This is a genomic window from Ramlibacter sp. (genome assembly GCF_050250995.1).
In the GTDB taxonomy this organism is placed as follows: domain Bacteria; phylum Pseudomonadota; class Gammaproteobacteria; order Burkholderiales; family Burkholderiaceae_C; genus Ramlibacter.
In genome coordinates this window covers 1-16259 of sequence record NZ_JBFWNP010000026.1, presented here as the reverse complement: position 1 = coordinate 16259, position 16259 = coordinate 1, and the positions used below count along the sequence as shown (strand labels likewise).

General features: G+C 66.4%; 15 protein-coding genes. 11 read left to right on the top strand and 4 right to left on the bottom strand.

Annotation, left to right across the window (positions count from 1 at the left end; translation table 11 throughout):
• The first annotated feature begins 222 nt into the window (after window positions 1–222).
• The 10 genes from AB7E83_RS16745 to AB7E83_RS16700 all read left to right on the top strand — a co-directional run bounded on the left by AB7E83_RS16745 (window position 223) and on the right by AB7E83_RS16700 (window position 10768).
• Window positions 223–1206, top strand: a complete 984-nt coding sequence (locus AB7E83_RS16745) for a Bug family tripartite tricarboxylate transporter substrate binding protein (RefSeq protein WP_428571437.1) — start codon at window positions 223–225, stop codon at window positions 1204–1206.
• Window positions 1207–1346: 140 nt separating this feature from the next.
• Entirely contained in the window at window positions 1347–2333 is a 987-nt protein-coding gene (locus tag AB7E83_RS16740; RefSeq protein ID WP_428571435.1) for a Bug family tripartite tricarboxylate transporter substrate binding protein, read from the top strand.
• 4 nt (window positions 2334–2337) lie between these two features.
• Window positions 2338–3318, top strand: coding sequence for an SMP-30/gluconolactonase/LRE family protein (locus AB7E83_RS16735; RefSeq protein ID WP_428571433.1), 981 nt, complete (start codon window positions 2338–2340; stop codon window positions 3316–3318).
• Window positions 3319–3324: 6 nt separating this feature from the next.
• Window positions 3325–4569, top strand: a complete 1245-nt coding sequence (locus AB7E83_RS16730) for a CaiB/BaiF CoA transferase family protein (protein WP_428571431.1) — start codon at window positions 3325–3327, stop codon at window positions 4567–4569.
• Window positions 4566–5465: an NAD(P)-dependent oxidoreductase gene (locus AB7E83_RS16725; protein WP_428571429.1), complete on the top strand. Its 900-nt coding sequence runs from the start codon at window positions 4566–4568 to the stop codon at window positions 5463–5465. Before AB7E83_RS16730 ends, AB7E83_RS16725 begins: the two co-directional genes overlap by 4 nt.
• A 67-nt stretch (window positions 5466–5532) precedes the next feature.
• Window positions 5533–6552 (top strand): tartrate dehydrogenase, encoded by a 1020-nt coding sequence (locus tag AB7E83_RS16720; protein ID WP_428571525.1) that lies wholly within the window; start codon window positions 5533–5535, stop codon window positions 6550–6552.
• Window positions 6553–6580: 28 nt separating this feature from the next.
• The gene (locus AB7E83_RS16715) at window positions 6581–8026 is read left to right on the top strand and encodes an aldehyde dehydrogenase family protein (RefSeq protein WP_428571427.1); all 1446 of its coding nucleotides are present in this window, start codon (window positions 6581–6583) and stop codon (window positions 8024–8026) included.
• A 2-nt stretch (window positions 8027–8028) separates the two neighbouring features.
• Complete coding sequence (locus AB7E83_RS16710; RefSeq protein ID WP_428571425.1) at window positions 8029–8871, top strand: Rossmann-like and DUF2520 domain-containing protein; 843 nt, start codon at window positions 8029–8031, stop codon at window positions 8869–8871.
• On the top strand, window positions 8783–9820 hold the full coding sequence (locus AB7E83_RS16705) for a hydroxymethylglutaryl-CoA lyase (protein WP_428571423.1): 1038 nt from the start codon (window positions 8783–8785) through the stop codon (window positions 9818–9820). The genes AB7E83_RS16710 and AB7E83_RS16705 overlap by 89 nt, the downstream gene beginning before the upstream one ends.
• 54 nt (window positions 9821–9874) lie before the next feature.
• Entirely contained in the window at window positions 9875–10768 is an 894-nt protein-coding gene (locus AB7E83_RS16700; RefSeq protein ID WP_428571422.1) for a LysR family transcriptional regulator, read from the top strand.
• A gap of 11 nt (window positions 10769–10779) precedes the next feature.
• On the opposite strand, the gene AB7E83_RS16695 is transcribed toward AB7E83_RS16700, so the two are convergent.
• The 4 genes from AB7E83_RS16695 to AB7E83_RS16680 form a co-directional block, all read right to left on the bottom strand.
• Entirely contained in the window at window positions 10780–12060 is a 1281-nt protein-coding gene (locus tag AB7E83_RS16695; RefSeq protein ID WP_428571523.1) for a TRAP transporter large permease, read from the bottom strand.
• Window positions 12060–12557 carry a TRAP transporter small permease gene (locus AB7E83_RS16690; protein WP_428571420.1) on the bottom strand — a complete coding sequence of 166 codons (498 nt, stop codon included), beginning with the start codon at window positions 12555–12557 and terminating at the stop codon, window positions 12060–12062. The genes AB7E83_RS16695 and AB7E83_RS16690 overlap by 1 nt, the downstream gene beginning before the upstream one ends.
• A gap of 11 nt (window positions 12558–12568) precedes the next feature.
• Window positions 12569–13558: a TRAP transporter substrate-binding protein gene (locus AB7E83_RS16685; RefSeq protein ID WP_428571419.1), complete on the bottom strand. Its 990-nt coding sequence runs from the start codon at window positions 13556–13558 to the stop codon at window positions 12569–12571.
• Between the two features lie 133 nt (window positions 13559–13691).
• A complete protein-coding gene (locus tag AB7E83_RS16680; RefSeq protein ID WP_428571417.1) occupies window positions 13692–14189 on the bottom strand; it encodes an Lrp/AsnC family transcriptional regulator in 498 nt (165 codons plus the stop codon).
• A 142-nt stretch (window positions 14190–14331) separates the two neighbouring features.
• Here AB7E83_RS16680 and AB7E83_RS16675 point away from each other — a divergent pair.
• Window positions 14332–16259 (top strand): indolepyruvate ferredoxin oxidoreductase family protein (locus AB7E83_RS16675; protein WP_428571415.1); only part of this gene is annotated, 1928 nt, incomplete at its 3' end.

The following is a 16259-nucleotide window of genomic DNA, read 5'->3' as shown; positions in this document are numbered from 1 at the left end:
CAAGTTTAGGTGAATCGGAAGTGTGATCCTGAACCCATCCCGCGGACAGGTGATTTTCCAGTACTGGAGCACCATCCATCGCCAGGCGCGATGCAGCCCAGCGAATTGCCGTCGGCTGCGAAAGTCATGCGCCAGATCATCCAACTTTTCGCAAACAGCGGGTCCGGCTGGTCAGCGCATCGCGGGTCGCCGTTGTTCTCACCCGCCCAACTGGAGACATCCATGACAGCGTCTTTGCTCACCCGTCGTCGCTTTGTACGTGCCTTTGGAGCTGCAGGTCTGTTCGTTGCAACCGCGGCTGAAGTGACAGCACAGCCTTCGCGGCCCGTGCGCATCATCCTGCCTGTCGCTGCAGGCTCTGGTGTCGACACGCTCACGCGCGCAGCCAGTCAGGCGCTTTCCAGGTCTCTCGGACACCCAGTCGTGATCGAGAACCAACCGGGGGCTGGCGGAATCATCGGCACACAGGCCCTCGTCAAGTCCGCGCCGGACGGGTACACGCTGAGCATCGTGTCCAGCAATCACGTGGTCTACCCCTCGGTTCTCAAGGCCGTTCCCTTCGACGCCGTAGGCGACGTCACGCCGATTGCGGTGATCGGCAGTGCCCCGATGATTCTGGTCGCCAATCCCAAGATTCCGGCAACCAATGCACGAGAGCTGATAGCCCTCATGAAGGCGAAGCCGGACGCGTTCAACTACGCTTCTTCGGGCAGCGGCACGCTCCCGCACCTGGCTGCGGCCATGTTCGTCGACGAGGCGGGCGTGAAGGCGCGCCACATCCCGTACAAGGGGGCGGGCCCGATGCTCACCGATCTCATCGGCGGGCAAGTGGATTTCGGCGTTCTCGCACTCGGAGCAATCCACCCCCACCTGAAAAGCGGCGCGCTGCGCGCCATTGGCACGGCCAGCGCGCAGCGAAGCGCCGCTGCACCGGAGATCCCCACGTTCCGGGAACAAGGCCTGGCGAACTACGTCGTCGATGCATGGTTCGCGGTCATCGGTCCGAAGGGCATGTCGCAAGCTGACGTCATGCGCATTCACTCCGCCCTGGTCAGCACCTTCGCCGCACCGGAAGTGAAGGAGGCGATGGACAAGCAGGGCAACATGGTGGCTCTCACGACGCCGGAGCAGGCACACGCCTACTTCCGCTCCGAACTGGCGAAGTACGCCGCGCTGGTCAAGAAAGCCGGCGTGGAGCCTCAATAGCACCCGCGACTGCACCCGAACTGCGGTGGCATCGCGCCGCGCGATGCCCCGCCGAAAAAGCTGGATGGCCGGGACCGGGCCGCGAACGAACATCGATTCGTCCGCCGACACGACGGCGGAACTTCAAAGGAGACAAACCCATGACCTTGCCGCATCGCGTCACGCGTCGCACATTCGCCGGTGCCGTGGCACTGCTGGCCCTGACGACCGCCGTCCTGCCGGCCGCTGCGGCCGATTTCCCCAACAAGCCCGTTCGAATCATCGTTCCCTGGCCCGCAGGCGGCGGAGGGGACGTGGTGGTTCGCCTGATGGCGCCCGCAATCGCCGAGCGGCTGAACACCCCCGTGCTTGTGGAAAACCGTCCTGGCGCCACGGGCACCATCGGCAGCGCCGCCGCAGCCAAGAGTCCGGCGGACGGCTACACGCTGGTCTACGGAACAGCGGATTCCAACTCGATCATGCCCCACCTGCTGAAGAACGCAGGCTACGACCGCAAGGCCTTCGTGGCCATCGCGCCCATCGGCTTCTTTCCGTACGCACTGGCGGTGCACCCCTCGGTGCCGGCCGCCAACCTGCAGGAATTCGTGCAGCTTGCCCGGAACTCGCGCGAAAGACTTTCCTTCGGGTCCTGGGGCGTCGGCAGCTCGGGGCAGGTGCTCGGCGAGTCGGTGAAGGCCGCGGCCGGCATCGACTTGCTCCACGTTCCTTTCCAGGGCACCGCGCCGCTGCTGAATGCACTTGTCGGCGGACAGATCAAGGCCGCCATGCTGCCCATGCCGCTGGTGGAGCAGTACGCCAAGGCGGGCAACATCCGGCTGCTGGGCGTCGTGGCACCCGATCGCCTGCCCGGCCTTCCGGCGCTCCGCACGCTCAAGGAGCAGGGCGTCAACGTGGACATCAATACGTGGGTCGGCTTCCTTGCTCCAGCACAGGTGCCCCCGGATGTGCTGGCACGTCTTCACAAGGCCATTCAGGAAGTCCAGGCGAGCCCGCAGATCGCGGAACGGCTGCGGCAACTGCAAGTTGTCCCGCAGCCGATGAACCAGGCGGACTACCAGTCGTTCGTCGACAGCGAGTACGACCGCTGGGGCAAGGTGATCCAGCAGGCTCGCATCACTTTGGAGTAAGTGCATGAGCACCCTGGCATCACCGCTTCCCGTGACGGGTTCCAACTTGAACCGGCCGGAGTCCGTCATCGCGCTCGCCGATGGCCGCCTCTACGCGGGCGACAAGGAGTTCGGCGTCATTCGCGTCGGAGACCGGCGCGATCCTGCGGCGCGCGTCGACTGGCCGTTCGAGGAGTTCGTGCCGAACGGCATCGCCCTCCTGAAGGACGGGACCTTCCTCATCGCGAACGTAGGCCCGGAAGGCGGCGCCTGGCGACTGACGGCACCGGGGAAAGTCGAGCCCTTCCTCGGTGAGGGCGAAGGCATGCCGGCGACGCCACTCAACTATCTGTACCCCGACGCGCAAGGTCGGATCTGGCTGTCCCTGTGCACATCCAACAAGCCGCGCACGCTCGCGTTCCGCAGCGCGACGGCGTACGACGGCGTGATTGGTGTCGTTCGTCCCGGCGGCCGCATGCAAGTCGTTGCGACCGGGCTCGGCTTCAGCAACGAAGTGCGGGTGGATCCCGCCGGCCGCTGGCTTTATGTCAACGAGACCTATGCACGGCGCCTCTCCCGTCTTGAGATCCTGCCCGACGATCGCCTCGGGCCGCGCGAAACGGTCGTGGAATTCGGTCGCGGCACCTGGCCCGACGGCCTGGAATTCGACGCCGAAGGCGGCGTGTGGGTCACCAGCATCATCAGCAACCGCCTGCTGCGCGTCGACCCGGAGAGCGGGCGCAGCGAAGTCTTCCTCGAGGACTGCGACGACGACGCCATCGCGCATGCCGAAGAGGCGTTCACCGCCGACCGCTTCACCTGGGAAGAGCTCGGCATCGGCAGGAACTACAGCCTGCGCAACGTCTCCAGCCTCGCATTCGCGGGTCCGGACCTGCGCACCGTCTACCTTGGCAGCCTGTTTCATCAGGGGCTCTCCACGTGGCGCGCACCCGTCGCTGGCCATGCGCCCGAACACTGGAACTACGGACCGACCGTCCTGGATTGAACGACCATGCAGCACGCATCAGCCATCCCCGCGAAACCGCCGGCCCAGCTCGAGGACGTGCGCGTCGTCGATCTCAGCCGCATCCTCTCGGGCCCGTTCTGCACCATGCACCTGGCCGACCTCGGCGCCGAGGTGATCAAGGTGGAGCCGCCCGAAGGCGATCCGATCCGGCAACAGGGCAACGTCGTCGACGGCCTCAGCTGGTACTTCGCCGCTTTCAACCGCAACAAGCGCTCGGTACGCCTGAACCTGCGCTCCCTCGAAGGCATGGAAGCATTGCGCGCCCTCATCGCCACCGCGGACGTGGTTGTCGACAACTTTCGCCCGGGCGTGATGGACAAGATGGGGCTCGGCTGGGACGCGCTGCAAGCGCTCAGGCCGGGAATCATCCACACGAGCATTTCCGGTTTCGGCCAGAGCGGCCCCTACGTCCACCGGCCCGCCTTCGACTTCATCGCGCAGGGCATGAGCGGGTTCATGGCATTGAATGGCACACATGAATCCGGCCCGATGCGCACCGGCATCCCGATCAGCGACCTGGTCGCCGGAACGTATGCGGCGCTCGGCACGGTCGCGGCGCTGATGCGCCGCCAGCGCACCGGCCGTGGCGAGCGCGTGAGCGCGGCGCTGGTCGATGGCCTCCTGAGCTACGGCGCGTTCTCCTCGGCACACTACTTCGCCACGGGCGCCGTGCCGGAGCCGGTGGGCAACGACCACGCGCTGGTGGCGCCGTATGGCCTGTTCACGGCCGCCGACGGCGAAATCGCGATCGCACCGTCGAACGAGGGCGTCTACAACAAGCTGATGAAGGTGCTGGACCTGCAGCACCTCAAGGGCGATCCGCACTTCGCGACGAATGCGGCGCGCGTGAAGAACCGGGCGCACGTCAATGCCGTGCTCGACGAGGTACTGCGCACGCGGCCCGTCAGCCACTGGTTGGAAGTGCTCAACGCGGCGGGCGTTCCGACGGGAATCGTGCAGGACCTCGCCGGCGCGTATGCCGATCCGCAGGTGCTGTCGCAAGACATGCTGCTCGAGGTCGAACATCCCGGCCATGGCAAGGTGAAGATGACCGGGTTCCCGCTGAAGTTCACCGAGGCGCCGTGCCAGGTGCGTCTGCCTGCGCCAGACCTCGGGGCAGACAACACGTCGGTCCTGTGCGAACTCGGCTACGCGCAGGCGCAGATCGCCGCGCTCGCTGCGGACGCCGAGCACGCGGCCCAAGGCGCCCCCGGCGGGGAGTCCGTATGAGCCGGCGCGTTGGCATCGTCGGCGTGGGCCTCATGGGCCACGGCATCGCAACGAACATCCTCAAGCACGGCCACCCGCTGGTGGCGCTGGAACACCCGGGCAACCAGCCCGTCGACGACCTGCTGGCCGCCGGCCTCCAGACGGAAAAGACGGCGCGCGCACTCGCGGCGCGCTGCGACGTGGTCATCCTCTGCGTCACCGGCAGCCCCGAGGTGGAAGCCGTGCTCTCGGGCGCCGACGGCGTGCTCGAAGGGCTGCGCCCCGGCGCGGTCGTGGTGGATTGCTCCACAGCGATTCCGTCTTCTACCGAGCGCATGGCTGCGATCGTACAAGCGGCCGGCGGACTGTTCATCGACGCGCCCATGACGCGCACCGTGCAGCATGCGCGCGAAGGGCGCCTCAATCTGCTGGTCGGCGGTGACGCCGCCGTGCTGGAGAAGGTGATGCCGGTGCTGCGCTGCTTCGCCGAGAACGTGTCCCACGCGGGCGCCATCGGTGCGGGCCATCGGCTGAAACTGCTGCACAACTTCGTGTCGCTGGGCAGTGTGTCGCTGCTCGCGGAGGCCGCCGCATGCGCGGCGCAAGGTGGAATCCGCCCGGAGCTGTTCGTCGAAGTGCTCGCCTCGGGAGGCGGCGCGGGCATTGCCCTGGATCGCCTGACGCCGTACATCCTTTCCCGCGACAGCTCGACGCTGCAATTCTTCATGGCCAATGCGCTGAAGGACTTGCGCTACTACGTCCAGATGGCGGCCGACAGCAGTGCGGTGCATCGCATCGGCGACGCGGTCTCGGCGACGCTCGATGCGGCCGTGCAGCAGGGCGGCCCGCGGGCCATGGTGCCGGAACTCGTCTCGTTGCTGGCCGAGGCCGGCGCGAATGTAAGCCCCAGGATCTGAGAGGAGACACCCCGTGAGCAGCCATCGCATCGCCGTCATCGCCGGCGACGGAATCGGACCCGAGATCATGCCCGAGGGTCTGCGTGTCCTGGACGCCGTCGGCCGCAAGTTCGGTATCGGCTTCGCCTTCGACCACTTCGACTGGTGCAGCCGCCACTACGTGCGCCACGGCACCATGATGCCGCTTGACTGGAGCGAGCAGATCGGCGGGCATGACGCCATCTACTTCGGCGCGGTCGGCGCGCCGGACATCGTGGCCGACCACACCGCGGTGTGGGAATCGCTCATCAAGATCCGTCGCGAGTTCGACCAGTACGTGAACTTGCGGCCGGCCCGCCTGATGCCCGGGGTGGCTTCGCCGCTGGCGAATCGCCGGCCCGGCGACATCGATTTTCTCATCGTGCGGGAAAACACCGAAGGCGAATATTCGTCGGTGGGCGGCCGCATGTTCGAGGGAACGGAGCGCGAGTTCGCCATCCAGGAGTCGGTCTTCACGCGCCACGGCGTCGATCGCATCCTGAAGTACGCCTTCGAGACCGCCCGGCGCCGTCCGCGCAAGTCGCTGGTCGCGGCGACGAAGAGCAACGGCATCTCCATCACGATGCCGTTCTGGGACGAGCGGCTCGCGGAGATGGCCAAGCACTATCCGGACGTCAGCGTGCGCAAGTACCACATCGACATCCTGACGGCGCACTTCGTGCAGCACCCGGACTGGTTCGACGTCGTCGTGGCGTCCAACCTTTTCGGCGACATTCTCTCGGACCTCGGCCCGGCGTGTACCGGGACGATCGGCATCGCGCCCTCGGGCAATCTCAACCCCGAGCGCAAGTACCCCTCGCTGTTCGAGCCTGTACACGGCTCGGCGCCGGACATCGCCGGCAAGGGCCTCGCCAACCCGATCGGCCAGATCTGGTCGGCGGCGCTGATGCTGGAGCACCTGGGACGCGGGGACGCGACCCACCAGGCCGCCGCGGACGCGATCGTCCACGCCATCGAAGCCGTGCTGCGCGACGGGCCGCGCACGCCGGACATGGGCGGCACGGCAAGCACCGCCGACGTCGGCCGAGCCATTGCCGAATGCATCTAGCCGCTCCGAGCATGCCAAGGAACCCAGAATGAAGAAGCAGCATTTCATTGCCAACGCGTGGGCCGCTCATGGCGGCGAGTCCATCGCCGTCATCGATCCGAGCAACGGCAGCAGCCTGGGCGAGATTGCCCGGGGCAGCCAGCGCGACGTGGATGAGGCCGTCGCCGCGGCACGGGCAGCCATCGGCGACACGTTCGATGGTCCATGGGGAAGGCTGAGCGCCCATCAGCGCAGCCGGTTGATGTACCGCTTTGCCGCCGCGGTGACGGAGCGCCTCGAGGAGCTCGCCGCGCTCGAAGCGGTCGACACGGGCAAGTCGATGAAAACCGCGCGTGCGGATGCGGTCGCGCTCGCTCGCTACTTCGAGTACTACGCAGGTGCCTGCGACAAGCTGCACGGCGACACCTTGCCGTATGAACCCGGGTACATGGTGATGACGGTCCGGGAGCCGCACGGGGTCACGGCGCACATCATTCCGTGGAACTACCCGATGCAGATCTTCGGGCGCACTGTCGGCGCGTCGCTGGCGGCCGGCAATGCGTGCGTGGTCAAGCCCGCAGAGGATGCGAGCCTCTCGCTGCTGCGCCTCGCGGAACTGGCGGCCGAAGTCGGCTTCCCCGCGGGCGCGCTCAACGTCGTCACGGGCTTCGGCCACGAAGCCGGCGCATGGCTGACCGCGCATCGCGGCGTCGATCACATTTCCTTCACCGGTTCCACGGTCACCGGAAGACTGGTCGGCGAGGCTGCCGCCAAGCGGCATTGCCCCGTCACGCTGGAACTCGGCGGCAAGTCGCCGCAGATCGTGTTCGATGACGCCGATCTCGACGCAGCACTGCCGGTGATCGTGAACGCGATCGTGCAGAACGCGGGCCAGACCTGTTCCGCGGGCAGCCGCCTGCTGGTGCAGCGCGGCGTCTACGAGAAGCTGATGGAAGCGCTCGCCCGGAGCTTCCGAGCCCTGCGTTCCGGTCCGCCCGCGCTGGAGCTGGACATGGGGCCGCTCGTGAATCGAAAGCAATTCGACTTGGTCAAAGGCATCCTGGCACGGGCCGAGGCCGACGGCATCCGGGTGATGGCGCGAGGTGAACTGCATCCGGAAGCCGCGTCTGCGGGCTTCTACCAGGAGGCGGTGTTGTTGCGCGACGTGCCGCACGAGCACAGCATCGCGCAGCAGGAAATCTTCGGCCCGGTGCTCGCCGCGATGCCTTTCGAGGACGAGGCGGAGGCCATCCGGCTGGCCAACGGCACCGACTACGGCCTGGTGGCCGGCGTCTGGACTCGCGACGGTGCGCGGCAGTTGCGCATGGCGCGCAAGCTGCGCTGCGGCCAGGTGTTCGTCAACAACTACGGCGCCGGGGGTGGCGTGGAGTTGCCCTTCGGCGGCGTCAAGGCGAGCGGCTACGGGCGCGAGAAGGGCTTCGAAGCGCTGCTGGGCTTCACCGTCCTGAAGACCATCGCGGTCAAGCACGGCTGATCATGAAGACGCTGAACGTCGTCGGCTGCGGCAAGGTGGGGCAGACGCTCGCTCGCGTGCTGCACGCCGGTCACGCCTGCGTGGTGCAGGACTTGAAAGGCATCGACCTGTCGGAAGCGAATCGGGCTGCCGAATTCATCCAGGCGGGTCGGCCCGCCGAGTCGCTGCGAGACATGCGGCCCGCGGACCTGTGGCTGGTCACGGTACCCGATACGAAGATTGCGTCGGTCGCGGCGGAAATCGCGGCGGCGATCGGCGCATCTTCACCGGCCGTCGCTTTCCACTGCAGCGGCTTCCTGCCCGCGTCCACGCTGGCACCGCTGCGCGATCTCGGTTGGAGCCTCGCCAGCGTGCATCCGGTACTGACGTTCGCCGATCCCGCAGCCGCGGTGACACAGTTCCCCGGCACGCCATGCGGCGTCGAGGGAGACGAGGCCGCACTGCATGTCCTGCGGCCGTTGTTCGCGGCGATCGGTGCGCGCTGCTTCGCCGTGCAGACGGATCGCAAGCCCCTGTATCACGCTGCCGCCGTCTTCTCGAACAATTTCACGGTGGTGCTGCAGACGATCGCACGCGAAGCCTGGGCCGCGGCGGGCGTGCCCGACGACCTGGCGCCGACGATCCAGGCTTCGCTGCTGAAGGCAACCGTGGAGAACGTCGTCGAACTTGGACCTCGGGCGATTACCGGACCTGCGGCGCGCGGCGATGCGCAAGTGGTGCGTTCGCAGGGCGCCGACGTCTTCCGCTGGAATCCCGATGCGGGCGTGGTGTACCACGAGCTCAGTCGGCTCGCTCGGCGCCTCTCGCTCCACCAATCCACCCTGCGAACCGACATCGGTGACTGACATGAGCAAAGCCTATCCTTCCCGCGCGACCATCACCGAGGTGGGTCTGCGCGACGGCCTCCAGATGGAGTCGCAGTTCGTCCCCACGGAGCAGAAGCTGAAGCTGTTGCACGCCCTGATCGAAGCGGGCGTGCGGCGTTTCGAAGCAACATCGTTCGTTTCGCCGCGGGCGGTCCCTCAGCTCGCGGATGCGGCGGATCTCATGCGGCAAGTGGGGCGAAGCAGCGATGTCACGCTTGCGGTGCTCGCGCCCAATGCCAAGGGAATCGCAAGGGCGCTCGAGGCCAGGGCGGACGAAGTGATCGTGTTCATCTCGGCCTCGGAGACGCACAACCTGAAGAACCTCAATCGTTCCCGCGCGCGATCGCTCGACGACATGCGCGAGGCGGCAGACATGGTGCGCGGCACGGGTGTCCACCTTCATGCCGCCATTGCCGTTGCCTACGGCTGTCCGTTCGAAGGCGAGGTTGCGCTGGAAGAGATCGAGCGGCTCGCCTCTGCGTTCGCCGAACTCGGCTTCGACGGCATCACGCTCGGCGACACCACGGGCATGGCCACGCCGCGCCTGGTGCGGCAAAGGGTCGAGATGCTCCAGCGCAAGCTGCCGCAGTTGCCCGTGACGCTGCATTTCCACAATACGCGCGGCATTGGACTCGTGAATGTAATGGCGGGGCTGGAATGCGGCGTGACTTCGTTCGAATCGTCGCTCGGTGGAATCGGCGGTTGCCCGTTCGCACCGGGCGCCACCGGCAACATCTGCACGGAAGACATGGTGCACCTGCTCGCGGAGTCGGGTGTGGAAACGGGCATCGACCTTGCCGCCCTGTGTGACGTGGCGCGGGACCTGGAGCAATTGCTTGGCCGCGCCTTGCCCGGCCAGGTCATGCACGCCGGCCCTCGGCTGCGTCGTTACGCGGCCGACGAAGCGCTCTGCGCAGCGGGCAGCTGAAGACGAGGCATCGCCGTTGCACAATGCGGTCAGCATGGCCAACGCTGACCCCTCGTGCGCCTGAACCTTTATTCGCTGCAGCTGTTCGTCGCCGTGGTGGAGGCCGGCAGCATCGCCGCCGCCGCCGAGCGTGAGTTCATCGCTGCCTCCGCCCTGAGCAAACGCATCGCCGAACTCGAACGGGTGCTCGGCACTCCCTTGCTGTTGCGGCAGGCGCGCGGCGTCGAGCCGTCGGCCGCCGGGCGCGTATTGGTCAAAGGCGCCAGGACGCTGCTGCACCAGGCCGTCGATCTGGAAGTGAAGGTGCGCGACTTCGCCACCGGAGAATCCGGCCATGTGCGAATTGCGGCCAACCTCTCGTCGATCACCCAGTTCCTGGCAACCGACCTGCGCGCCTTCACGCAGGCCCATCCGCGCATCCAGATCGACCTCGAAGAGCGCATCAGCTCGATCGTGACGCGCATGGTCCTGGACAACGTGGCCGATATCGGTGTGTTCACCTTCTCGGAGGACGAACCGCAGCTCGACGTCCATCCCTACCGGGAAGACGAGGTGGTCATGGTCATGCACAAAAGTCATCCGCTGGCGCACCGTGGGCAGGTGAGCTTCATCGATACCCTCGAATACGAGCACATCGGAATGCAACGGGACAGTGCCATGGCAACCGTCATGCAGCGCGTCGCCATCGCCGCGGGGGTCGAGCATCGCATGCGCTTCTTCGTGCATTCGTATGACGCGCTGATTTCGATGGTTCGCCAGCGGCTCGGCATAGGGTTGTTGCCTCTCGGCGCGGTCCCTCTGTACGAGCAGAGCGAGTTGGCCACGGTGCGCCTGAGCGATTCGTGGGCGCGCCGACGCATCAAGATCGGTGTGCGGCGCGCCGAGACCCTGTCGGCGGCGGGAAGGATGCTGCTGGACCACCTGCTGTCGTCGAGCCGGGTTCGCTGAACACCCGTGAGTCACCTCACCATCGACGGCAGCCAGGTGGTGAGCGGCGGGAAGACGGTGATCAGCACGAGCACCGTCAAAGCCCACCCCAGGAAGGGAAGCGTCTCGCGCGCCACCTTGCCGGCCGGCAGCTTTCCCACTGCCGAGACGATGTAGATCAGCAGTCCGATGGGGGGGTGGATCATGCCGATCATCAGGTTGAAGACCATCACCGCGCCGAAGTGGATCGGGTCCAGCCCCAGGCCGTGACCGACCGGGATCAGTGCCGGCAGGAAGATGATCATCGCGGGCAGCGGCTCCAGCACGCACCCCACCAGCAGGAGCACGATGTTGATCAGCAGCAGTGCCATCAACGGATGGGTGGTGGCCGAGCCGATCGTGGCAGCGACGGCCTGGTTGAAGTGCGATTCGGCCAGAAGCCAGGCAAAGGGACCTGCCGCCGCGAGGAGGAACAGCACCACGGACGACGACACCGCTGCGCGTGAAACGCAGTCCCCGAGATCGCGCAGGCCGATGCTGCGATAGAACACGACGCTGACCACCAGGGCATAGAGCGCAGCCACGGCCGCGGCTTCCGTTTCGGTGACCAGCCCGAAGCGGATGCCGCCGATGATGATGACCGGGAGCAGCAGCACGCCGGCCGCGTGCCGGGTTGCAATGAGCTTCTCGCGCCCGGTGGTGCGCTTCTCGACGGGGTAGTTGCGTCGGCGCGCGATCCAGGCGCAGATCGCCATGTACCCGATCACCAGAAGGAGGCCCGGAACGACGCCCGACAGGAACATGCGCACGATGGACACGTTTGCCATGGCGCCGTACACGATCATGGGAATCGACGGTGGAATGATCGGCCCCAGCATGGCGCCGGCCGCGATCACCGCACCCGCGTATCCGTCGCCATAGCCCTTGCGACGCATCGCCGGGATCATGACGGCGCCCACCGCGGACGCGTCGGCAGCGGCGGATCCAGAGATGCCGGCCATGACGGTGTTCACCAGCATCGAAGCCTGCGAAAGCGCTCCGCGCATGAAGCCGATCATCGCGAGGGACCAGTCCACCAGGCGCTGCGACAAGCCTCCCCGGTTCATGAGCTCGCCGGCGAGGACGAACAGCGGAATGGTCACGAGCACGAAACTGTCCACGCCGGCCACGGTCGTGGTCGCGAGCATGGTCGTGCCGATTGCCTGCCCGTCGTGAAGGAACACGCCGACGACCGCCGCAAGGATCATGGCGAAACCGAGATCGAGGCCGGCCAGCATCGCCCCGAGGAACAGGAGAATGACGAGTGCAAGCATCACTGTTCCTCCAACGGCGAGTTCCAGCGCTGCACCAATGCCTCCGCGCGAAACAAGGCGATCGCGGCAAAGCACACCATCGCGGCGGCATAGACCGCCCCGTAGTCCAGCGGCGTGCCCATCACGCCTTGCGCCGAGCCCACCTGGATCATCGGGCGTGCCGTCGAGAGGTACACGAGGCAGACGCCGATCACGCAGGCATCGAATACGGCATGCAGGCGTCGTCGGCCCACGGGACCCAGGCGTGATTCGAGCAAGTGGAGCCGGATGGCTTCGCCCCGGCGGATCGCGACCGGCAAGGCACTGAACACCAGGCCGAGCAGCGCCATGCGCGCCCACTGGTCGAAAGCGCCCCAGCTCAGCTGCTGTACGTATCGGTCGTAGACGCCCATGGCACTGGCGCCGAGGAGCGCGAACATCATCAAGCCGGCCCACGTGGCCAGTGCCCATTCGAGGGCCGAAGCCGCGAGGGCCACGGCCCGAACCGCGGGTTTCATGCGGAGTGCGCTTACCGCTGCGCCTTGCGCAACTGGTCGACGAGGCCGGCGGGCCACACCTTGCCTTCGAACTGCCCCGCGACGCCGGCGAGCGCCTTGCGGAACGCGTCACGATCCGGTTCCGTGTAGGTGGCGCCTGCCGCCTTCATGATGGAGGGCACCTGGTCGTCGAGCTGCTGGATCTCGGTGTCGGCGACCTTGCCCGCCTCGATCGACGCCTTCAGCAGGATGGCTTGTTGCGCCGGCGTAAGCCTGGCCCAGGTCTTGTCCGACACGAACCAGCCCGTCTGCTCGAAAACGTGGTCGGTCGCCGACCAGTGCTTCGCGGCCTCGTGGAATTTGAACGGGATCGAGAGGTCGGCGCCGTTGTCCTGGCCTTCGATCGTGCCGGCGGAAAAGGCGGTGAACATCTCGGTCATGTTCATCGGCACGTTGCGCACGCCCAACGTGCGAAACGTCGTGTCGAAGATCGGAATCGCCGGGATCCGCATCTTCAGGCCCTTGAGCTGCTCGGGCTTCGTGATGGGCCCCTTGGTGGTCTGCAGTGCGCGCGGCGACCGGGCGCCGCTCACGGCGAAGATGCGGACGCCCGTTTTGCGCGCAATGTCCTCGTAGATGCCCTTCATCGGCGCGCTGTTCAGTGCGCGGGCGGCGCCCTGCTTGCTGTCGAACAGATAAGGGACGTAGATGACCTGCAGCGGGGCGGCGTCCTTCAGGAACAGCGCCGAGCCGAGGCCGAAGTAAGCCATGTCCTGGGTACCGAGCTGCATGCCGCTGAGAAGTTGCGGGATGTCGCCCAACTGCCCGTCGGTGTAGATCTTCACCTTGACCTCGCCCTTGGTTTCGGCCGCGACGATGTCCGCGAATTTCTGCATCGTGCGCTGGAAGGGGCTGTTGCCCGGCGACTGTGTCGCGAGGCGCAGTTCGATCGGTGCGGCGAAAGCCGCGGCGCTGCCGGCCAGGGCTGCACAGGCGAACAGATGGCGGAAGAATGGCTTCATGAGTTTTGTCTCCGTTTTGTCTGGCGGGCGTGCCAGCGGGCGGCGACCGATGAGGTCGGCAGCGAAGGATCACGGACGCCGGGGACCCCGCCGTTCCATTTTTTCGGTGGAGCCTCGCGCGCCGCGATGGCGCTTATTTCTTCTTGCGCTGCGCCGTCGTTGGCAGCAATGGCGCTCGCCGATTCAGCACTGCTTTCAGCGCAAAGCTCGACTTGATATGGGCCACTCCGGGAATCTTCGTCAGCGTGGAAGTCAGAAGCGCCTGATAGCCGGCCAGGTCGTCGACAACCACACGCAGGACGTAGTCCGCATCGCCCGTCATGAGAAAGCAGCTCATGACCTGAGGCATTGCGGCGATCTCGCGTTCGAAGCGGTCAAGCACATCCTGCGATTGCTTCTCGAGCGTGATCGATACGAAGGCACTCATGCCCCCGGCCAGGCGGGATTCATCGAGGTGCGCGGAGTAACCCGTGATGTAGCCGGACTCCTCCAGTCGCCGTACACGCCTGAGCGTCGGGGTCAGTGACAGCCCGATGATCTCCGCCAGGTCGCGCCACGACACGCGACCGTTCCTGCTCAACTCGGACAGGATCTTCAGGTCGATTCGATCGAGTTCGTCGCTGACTGCCACAACGGATCTTTCTGGCGCAAACGAGTAAAAAGCGCCGGTTCATTGGTTCAAAGCTATCACCGACAGGCGAACAGGACGCGCAGTTTGGCACCAACGACTCCCGGCTTCTGAGCACAATTCTGCTACAGAAAGCGAGTGCAACATGGGTGCCATCGACCAATTCGGAACAACTCCTGCGGCGCAGCAATCGGAGCGCATGTACGTCTCCGGGATCCAGGCGCTGGTTCGGCTGCCCATGCTGCAGCGCCAACTCGATCGAGCGCTCGGCCTGAAGACGGCCGGCCTGGTCTCCGGCTATCGAGGCTCCCCGCTCGGCGGCTACGACCAGCAGTTGTGGAAGGCGAAGAAGGAGCTCGCCGCGCACGACGTCACCTTCCAGCCGGGGCTGAACGAAGACCTCGCCGCCACTGCGCTGTGGGGCTCGCAAATGCATCGAGCATTCGGCGACTCGGAAGTCGATGGCGTGTTCGGAATCTGGTATGGCAAGGGACCGGGCGTCGACCGCACCGGAGACGTGTTCCGTTCTGCCAATGTGCTCGGCACGTCGCGCCATGGCGGCGTGCTGGCGGTATCGGGCGACGACCATGCGGCCCAGTCGTCGATGTATCCCCACCAGACGGACGGAATCTTCCAGTCGGCTTCGATCCCGGTGTTGCAGCCGGCCAGCGTAGGCGAGGTGATCCAGTTCGGCCTGGCAGGAATCGCGATGTCGCGCTTCTGCGGGGTCTGGGTGTGCCTGAAGACGATCGCGGAAGTGATCGAGGCATCGGGATCGATCGATGTCGTGACGAGTCCGCGATTCGTCGCGCCGCAGGGCGTGGACGATTCGCAGCTGAACTGGGACCCCACGATTGCATGGCCGGCTCGGCGCCTCGAGCTCGAAAGGCGCCTCGTCGAACTGCGCATTCCGGCGGTGCGCGCCTGGGCGCGGGCGAACGGGATCGACAGGGAGGTGATCAGCGCGCGCGAGCGTCGCGTCGGTGTGATCACCGTGGGCAAGGCGCACCAGGACTTCATGCAGGCGATCGACAACCTGCAGCTCGCGCCGCGTGACCTCGAGGCGCTCGGCGTGTCCGTCTACAAGGTCGGCATGAGCTGGCCACTGGAAACGGAGGGGGCCGTGGAATTCTCGCGTCGCCACGAGCAGGTCCTGGTGCTGGAGGAAAAACGCGGCAGCGTCGAGACTCAGCTGAAGGACGCGCTGTACCACCTTCCGGCAGCGCAAAGGCCGCTCGTGGTCGGCAAGCTGGATGAGCGCGGCGAGAAGCTGCTGCCGGAGACTTCGGAGTTCGACCCGCTGACGGTGGCGCGCGCCTTCGCGCGCAGGGCGGCGGCACTGCTGCCCGATCTCCCCGCCCGAGTAGCCCGGCTCGAGGCCGCAGCGGTCGTCGCTTCAGATGCCGGCGTGCCCGCACGCAGGCCGTACTTCTGCTCGGGCTGCCCCCACAACACGTCCACCAAAGTGCCGGAAGGCTCGCGCAGCGGCGGCGGCATCGGCTGCCACGTGATGGCGTTGTCGCAGCCGGAACTCAAGACCTCCACCTTCTGCCAGATGGGCGGGGAGGGCGCGCAGTGGATCGGTGCAGCGCCGTTTTCGAAGACGCCGCACATGTTCCAGAACCTCGGCGACGGCACCTACCAGCATTCGGGCCTGCTCGCAGTGCGAGCGGCCGTCGCTGCGGGCACGAACATCACCTACAAGATTCTTTACAACGATGCCGTCGCCATGACGGGCGGCCAAGCTGCGGAAGGCCTCATCGACCCCGCGCGCATCACGCGGCAGCTGGCCGCGGAGGGCGTCGGCCGCATTGCGCTGGTCTCGGACGCGCCCTCCCGGTGGAAGGGCGACGGAGAGCTTGCCCATGGCGTGACGGTGCATCACCGCGACGCGCTCGAAGCCGTGCAGACGGAGTTCCGCGGCATCGCGGGCGTGTCGGCGATCGTGTATGAGCAAACCTGCGCGGCCGAGAATCGGCGGCGGCGCAAGCGGGGCCAGTTGGCGGACCCCGACCGGCGCGTTTTCATTCAGGAGAAGGTGTGCGATGGCTGCGGCGACTGCTCGATTCAGTC

Excerpts from the sequence above, each read along its gene's own strand:
- AB7E83_RS16745 (WP_428571437.1), top strand. The coding sequence starts at position 223 with ATGACAGCGTCTTTGCTCACCCGTCGTCGCTTTGTACGTGCCTTTGGA.
- AB7E83_RS16740 (WP_428571435.1), top strand. The coding sequence starts at position 1,347 with ATGACCTTGCCGCATCGCGTCACGCGTCGCACATTCGCCGGTGCCGTG.
- AB7E83_RS16735 (WP_428571433.1), top strand. The coding sequence starts at position 2,338 with ATGAGCACCCTGGCATCACCGCTTCCCGTGACGGGTTCCAACTTGAAC.
- AB7E83_RS16730 (WP_428571431.1), top strand. The coding sequence starts at position 3,325 with ATGCAGCACGCATCAGCCATCCCCGCGAAACCGCCGGCCCAGCTCGAG.
- AB7E83_RS16725 (WP_428571429.1), top strand. The coding sequence starts at position 4,566 with ATGAGCCGGCGCGTTGGCATCGTCGGCGTGGGCCTCATGGGCCACGGC.
- AB7E83_RS16720 (WP_428571525.1), top strand. The coding sequence starts at position 5,533 with ATGCCCGAGGGTCTGCGTGTCCTGGACGCCGTCGGCCGCAAGTTCGGT.
- AB7E83_RS16715 (WP_428571427.1), top strand. The coding sequence starts at position 6,581 with ATGAAGAAGCAGCATTTCATTGCCAACGCGTGGGCCGCTCATGGCGGC.
- AB7E83_RS16710 (WP_428571425.1), top strand. The coding sequence starts at position 8,029 with ATGAAGACGCTGAACGTCGTCGGCTGCGGCAAGGTGGGGCAGACGCTC.
- AB7E83_RS16705 (WP_428571423.1), top strand. The coding sequence starts at position 8,783 with ATGCGGGCGTGGTGTACCACGAGCTCAGTCGGCTCGCTCGGCGCCTCT.
- AB7E83_RS16695 (WP_428571523.1), bottom strand. The coding sequence starts at position 12,060 with ATGCTTGCACTCGTCATTCTCCTGTTCCTCGGGGCGATGCTGGCCGGC.
- AB7E83_RS16690 (WP_428571420.1), bottom strand. The coding sequence starts at position 12,557 with ATGAAACCCGCGGTTCGGGCCGTGGCCCTCGCGGCTTCGGCCCTCGAA.
- AB7E83_RS16685 (WP_428571419.1), bottom strand. The coding sequence starts at position 13,558 with ATGAAGCCATTCTTCCGCCATCTGTTCGCCTGTGCAGCCCTGGCCGGC.